Source organism: Kitasatospora sp. MY 5-36 (genome assembly GCF_001182915.1).
Classification (GTDB): domain Bacteria; phylum Actinomycetota; class Actinomycetes; order Streptomycetales; family Streptomycetaceae; genus Kitasatospora.
Genome location: NZ_LFVW01000696.1, coordinates 1 through 5592 on the forward strand (window position 1 = coordinate 1; position 5592 = coordinate 5592).

The 5592-nt window shown below is 72.2% G+C and carries 4 protein-coding genes and 1 pseudogene; all 5 read right to left on the reverse strand.

The window, feature by feature from the left end:
- On the reverse strand, positions 1-2707 hold a 2707-nt coding region (locus AE652_RS33845), incomplete at its 3' end, for a nitrate- and nitrite sensing domain-containing protein (protein ID WP_053112418.1).
- 401 nt (positions 2708-3108) lie between these two features.
- On the reverse strand, positions 3109-3693 hold the full coding sequence (locus tag AE652_RS33850; RefSeq protein ID WP_049656398.1) for an ATP/GTP-binding protein: 585 nt from the start codon (positions 3691-3693) through the stop codon (positions 3109-3111).
- On the reverse strand, positions 3674-4099 hold the full coding sequence (locus AE652_RS33855; RefSeq protein WP_049658630.1) for a DUF742 domain-containing protein: 426 nt from the start codon (positions 4097-4099) through the stop codon (positions 3674-3676). The genes AE652_RS33850 and AE652_RS33855 overlap by 20 nt, the downstream gene beginning before the upstream one ends.
- Positions 4100-4259: 160 nt before the next feature.
- The gene (locus AE652_RS33860; protein WP_030248297.1) at positions 4260-4673 is read right to left on the reverse strand and encodes a roadblock/LC7 domain-containing protein; all 414 of its coding nucleotides are present in this window, start codon (positions 4671-4673) and stop codon (positions 4260-4262) included.
- Between the two features lie 10 nt (positions 4674-4683).
- Positions 4684-5592 (reverse strand): annotated as a pseudogene (locus tag AE652_RS47555) (hypothetical protein); the annotation flags it as partial.

Here is a 5592-nt window from a genome sequence, read left to right on the forward strand (position 1 = left end):
GCCCGGACGGCAGGGTGGCGTGCGGCTCGGCGGCGGGCAGCGCGGGCGGCTCGGGGGCGTACGGGTGGCCGGCCGGGGAGTCCTGGGCCGGGCGGCCGTACTGGTCGTCGGCGTACCCGTCCTGCTGGTAGCCGCCCTGGTCGTAGCCGTACCGGTCGTCGGCGTACTGCTCGCCGGCCTGGCCCTGCTGCTCGTAGCCCTGCGGGGCGTACTGGTCGTAGCCCTGCTGGTAGTCCTCCTCGACCTCGGCGTCGACCACCGGCGCCTGCGGGGCGCTCTCCAGGGCCGCGCGGCGGACCTGGTCGAGGCGCTGCGAGCGCTGGACGGCCTCCAGGGCGGGGCTGAACCCGCTGGAGCCGGCGTTGCCGGTGCCGGTGAGGTGGTCGTCGAAGCCGAGCTCGGCCGCGCTGCGGGCGCGGGTGTCCGGCGCCCACTCGGCGGCCGGCTCCTGCTCGGCGAAGATCCGGGAGACGGTGAACTGCTCGTCCGGCTCCGGCGCCGCACCGGACTGGGTGACGAACGGCGGGAGCATGACCAGCGAGGTGGTGCCGGCGGACTCGCCGGACGGGCGGAGCTGGACGCGGATGTCGTGCCGCTGGGACAGCCGGCCGACCACGAACAGGCCCATGCGGCGGGAGATGGTGGCGTCCACCGTGGGCGGCTCGGCCAGCTTCTCGTTGATCTCCGCGAAGTCCTCGGCGGTGAGGCCGATGCCCTTGTCGTGGATCTCGACCAGCACGCGGCCGTCCGGCAGGCGGGTCGCGTTGACCAGCACCCGGGTCTGCGGGCTGGAGAACGAGGTGGCGTTCTCCAGCAGCTCGGCGAGCAGGTGGACGAGGTCGGTCACGGCGGCGCCGACGACGTCGACCTCCGGGATGCCGGAGAGCTCGACGCGCTCGTACTGCTCCACCTCGGACGCGGCGGCGCGGAGCACGTCGACCAGCGGGACCGGGGTGTTCCAGCGGCGGCCGGCCTCCTCGCCCGCGAGGACGAGCAGGTTCTCACCGTTGCGGCGCATACGGGTGGCCAGGTGGTCCAGCTTGAAGAGGTTCTCCAGCTGGTCCGGGTCGGCCTCGTTGTTCTCCAGGTCGGTGATCAGCGCCAGCTGGCGCTGGATCAGGCTCTGGCTGCGGCGCGACAGGTTGGTGAAGATCGCGTTGACGTTGCCCCGCAGCAGGGCCTGCTCGGCGGCGAGCGCCACGGCCTGCTGGTGGACCTGGTCGAAGGCCCGGGCGACCTCGCCGATCTCGTCCTTGCCGTGCAGCGGGATCGGGGTCACCGAGGTGTCGACCCGGTCGGGGTCGGTCTTGGAGAGCTTCTCGACCAGGTCCGGCAGGCGGTGGTCGGCGATCTCCAGGGCGGCGCTGCGCAGGGTGCGCATGCCGAGGATCATCGAGCGGGCCACGTAACCGGTCAGCAGGCCGGCCAGGATGAGCGCCGCGACGACGATGACCGTGTTGAGGATGGCGTCGTAGAGCGCGTTGTCCTTCAGGTTGCGGGAGTCGGTGAGGACCTCGTCCAGCAGCGCGAGCTCGGTGTTCCGCAGGGCCTGGATGTGGGTGTCGGTGGCCTGGTTCCAGTTCTCCTGGGTCAGGCCGGCGTTCTTCGCCTCGGTGTACGCGGCGTCGGCGACCGCCTTGCCCTTCTGCTGGCCCTCCGCGGCGGCCTGGCTGTACGAGGCGCCGAGCTGGAGCAGGCCCTGCATGGTGGGCGGCGCGCCGTTGGGCATCTTGTACGCCGAGCGGTCCTGGGCCGCGGTCTGCGCGATCTGCGCGGCCGCGTACTTGGCGGCGTCCTCGGGGGCGCTGCCGGTGTTGAACTCGTTGATGGAGACCTGTTCCAGCTTCTCCGAGATCAGGATCTGCTGGATCACGTCCTGGTTCTCGTAGCGCGTGGTGACGTTCGCCGAGATGCCGACCAGCAGGTTGAGCATCAGCGCGCGCTGGGTCGACGCCGCGGCCTTGGCCAGCGACATCGCGTAGATCGCGCGGCCCTTGCTGGTGGCGTTGGCGGAGCCCAGGCCGACCGAGTTGTCGAAGGCCAGCAGCGGGTCGAGCATCACCGAGTACGCGTTGGCCGTGGCGCTGATGAACAGCTCCGGGTTGTACGCGTTGGCCCGCAGGTGCGGCAGGTCGACCACCAGGGTCTGGAAGGCCTCGTGACGCCGGGGGAGCTCACCGGACTTGTCGGAGGCCGCGTAGGCGGCGTTGTACGCCTTCAGCGCGGCGTCGGTGGCGCCGCGGCGCTTGGCCACCTCGTTGTTCGGGTCCTGCTTGGTGAGCAGGGGTATGAGCGTCTTGTCGCGCTCGTTCTCCAGCGCCTCGGCGAGTTCGGTCGCGGCCTTGGCCAGCTCCGCGGTCTTCTCGGCGCGGGAGGCCTTGATGAAGCCGTCGACCGAGGTGTTCACGCGCAGACCACCGAAGACGAGACTGATGGTCACGGGGATCAGCAGGATCGCGATCAGACGGGTCGGCACGCGCCAGTTGCGCGGGCGGAGGAAGTCGTACCGGCTCGATCCGCCGTCGCCCGACGAGCCGCCGCCGCGGGGTGTCGCGGCCGGGGGCTCGGGAGCCGGGACGGTGCTCTGGGAGCGTTCCTCGGTGGGAGCGAACGCGGAGAATCCGGCCGGGTCCCCCGGGGTACCGTTCGGCTCGCTCTGGCGGGGCTCGGAGCGCCGCTGCGGGGCGGGTTGCTGCTTACGCCTCACTCGACAACTACCTCTCGGCCGACTGCCGGCCATGGATCAATCCAGCGCTACCCCTGGGCCCTGAACCGCCGCCGTAGGGGCCGGCGCAGGAGAAACCAGGGGTAGCTGGAATTTCAGCACGTGCGGGGATGGGGGACAAACAGCCGCCGTCCGGCACCCGCCTCGGTACATTCTGGACATTCACCGACATGACGGAGCAAAACCGTGGTCACCTGGCGCTGAGTGACGCTGTTTCGCCACGCTGAGTCATTGTTGATCACAAAATGCCTACCGAACTGTTATCCGCTGCTTATACACGGGTCTTGCGCGCGGCCCCCGGAGGTCACCCGCGGGTAGGCACCGCGGTCCCGACGGCCCGTCGCGGGGGACGGACCGTCGGGGCCGTGCGGTTCCCCCCTCGCTCAGCGGAGCCGGGCGAGCAGGGCGTGTTCGACGAGGGTGATGAGGGCGCTCTTGGCGCTGTCGCGGCGGCGGGCGTCGAGGGGGATGACGGGGGGGTCGGCGCCGAGTTGGAGTGCTTCGCGGACTTCGTCGGGGGTGTGGGGCTGGTGTCCGTCGAAGCCGTTGAGGGCGACGACGAAGGGCAGTCCGCTGTTCTCGAAGTAGTCGAGGGCGGGGAAGCAGTCGGCGAGGCGGCGGGTGTCGACGAGGACGACGGCTCCGATGGCGCCTCGGACGAGGTCGTCCCACATGAACCAGAAGCGGTCCTGTCCGGGGGTGCCGAAGAGGTAGAGGATGAGGTCTTCGTCGAGGGTGATGCGGCCGAAGTCCATGGCGACGGTGGTGGTCGTCTTGCCGGAGACGTGGCTGAGGTCGTCGATGCCGGCGGAGGCCGAGGTCATGACGGCTTCGGTGCGCAGGGGGTTGATCTCGGAGACGGCGCCGACGAGCGTGGTCTTGCCGACGCCGAAGCCGCCCGCGACGACGATCTTCGCGGAGGTGGTGGCGCGGGTGGGGGCGGCCGCGTTAGAGCTTGCGAAGTCCACTGAGGACCCTTTCGAGCAGCGTGACATCGGGCGTTCCGCCCGACTCGCCCGCGGCGGCGGGCTGGTGGATGGCGACGAGACCGGCCTCGGCAAGGTCGGCGACGAGGATGCGGGCGACACCGAGCGGGACGCCGGCCAGTGCGGAGATCTCCGCGATGGACTTGACCTCGCGGCAGAGGCTGACGATCCGGGCGTGCTCGGGCAGCAGCCCGCCGGCCCGGTCGGCCGAGCCGGTCGTGGAGATCAGGGCCTCGATGGCGAGCTGGTACCGGGGGCGGGTCCGTCCGCCGGTCATCGCGTACGGGCGGACCAGCGGCTGCTGCTCGTAGCCGTCGGACTGCTGCCCGCCGTAGCCGCTGCCGTACCCGTTGCCGTACGGGCCGGCGGGTGTCGAAGGCGGGGTCATGGGTCCTCCTAGTGCTGCAGCCTTGGGCAGCCGGTTCCAGCTGGGGCGGTGCCAGCTGAGGCGGGATCAGCTGCCTGAGGGTAGCTGAGGGTGTGGCGCCGGGTCCGGTCGGGTCGGACCCGGCGCGGTCGGGACGGTGGGTGAGCCGCGCGGGTCCCGGTCAGTGCAGGAGACTGCCCTGGAGTTCCGCGCGGAGTGCGGGGGTGAGGACGGCGCCGGCGCGGTCGACGAGCAGGGCCATCTCGTAGCCGACGAGGCCGATGTCGGAGTCCGGCGCGGCCAGGACGGCGAGTGCGGAGCCGTCGCTGACGGCCATCAGGAACAGGAAGCCCCGTTCCATCTCGACGACGGTCTGGTTGACCTCGCCGCCCTCGAAGATCCGGCTGGCGCCGGAGGTGAGGGAGGTGAGGCCGGAGGCGACGGCGGCGAGCTGGTCGGCGCGGTCCCGGGGGAAGCCCTCGGACATGCACAGCAGGAGGCCGTCCGCGGAGACCACCACGGTGTGGGACACCCCGGGGGTGTTGTCCACGAAATTGGTGATCAGCCAGTTCAGGTTCTGTGCGGCCTGGCTCATCTGGTTCAACTCAACGCTCCTGGTGATCTGCGCCGTTGCCGTCGCTCCGGCCACCGAAACTATCGAATCCGGGCTGCTGGGCACCATGCTGGTGGCCCGCCTGGTTGGCGGCCTGCTCGGCCCCGGCGCGGCGGCCCTGCTGGATGCCGCGGCGCAGGTTGGTCAGTCGGCCGCGGACCTCCTCGGGGGCCCGGGAGACCTGCGGGCCGGTCAGCGGCGAGGCCTCGGCGGTGCCGGAGACCAGGTTGGCCTGCGGGGTCCGCCGGGGCAGGCCCGACATGGTGACACCGCTGGTCGAGGGCTCGCGGATCTGCTCGGCGCGGCGCCAGCGCTCGTCGTTCGCGGACGGACGCCACGGCGCGTCGCCGGTGCCCGGCTGCGGCTGGCCCTGCGGCTGCTGCTGGTTCTGCTGCGGCTGGCCCTGCGACTGCTGCGGGGCCTGCTGCTGCGGAGCCGGCTGGGGAGCCCGCTGCTCGTCGGCCGACGGCTGGAACTCCGGTGCGGCGGTGCCGGGGCGGCGCGGCTGGTACGGCCGCGGCCGCGCCTGCTGCGAGCCGTCGGACTGCGGGAACCAGGGCTGCTCCTCGCCGCCCGGTCGGCCCGCGGCCTCGGACGGGCCGGTCGGCAGCGCCATCGGCTCCTGGTGCGGCAGCGGAAGCGGCTGCGGCTGCTGCGGGGCCTGCTCCTGGCGCACCGGCTCCGGACGCGGCGGGTTCGGCACGTTCGGCAGCACCGGCTCGACCAGGCCGAGGCCCAGCGGGTCGCGCGGGTCGATCTGGCTGGCCTCGAAGCGCGGACGGGCGAACTGCTGGGTGCTCTCCACCGGCGCCGGCTCGGCCGACGGCAGCGGCTGGGGCTGCTGCGGGGCCTGCGGCGGCAGCTGCGGCTGGCGGTCGCGCTGCGGCGCGTCCGGGCCGGG

Excerpts from the sequence above, each read along its gene's own strand:
- AE652_RS33860 (WP_030248297.1), bottom strand. The coding sequence starts at position 4,673 with ATGAGCCAGGCCGCACAGAACCTGAACTGGCTGATCACCAATTTCGTG.
- AE652_RS33855 (WP_049658630.1), bottom strand. The coding sequence starts at position 4,099 with ATGACCCCGCCTTCGACACCCGCCGGCCCGTACGGCAACGGGTACGGC.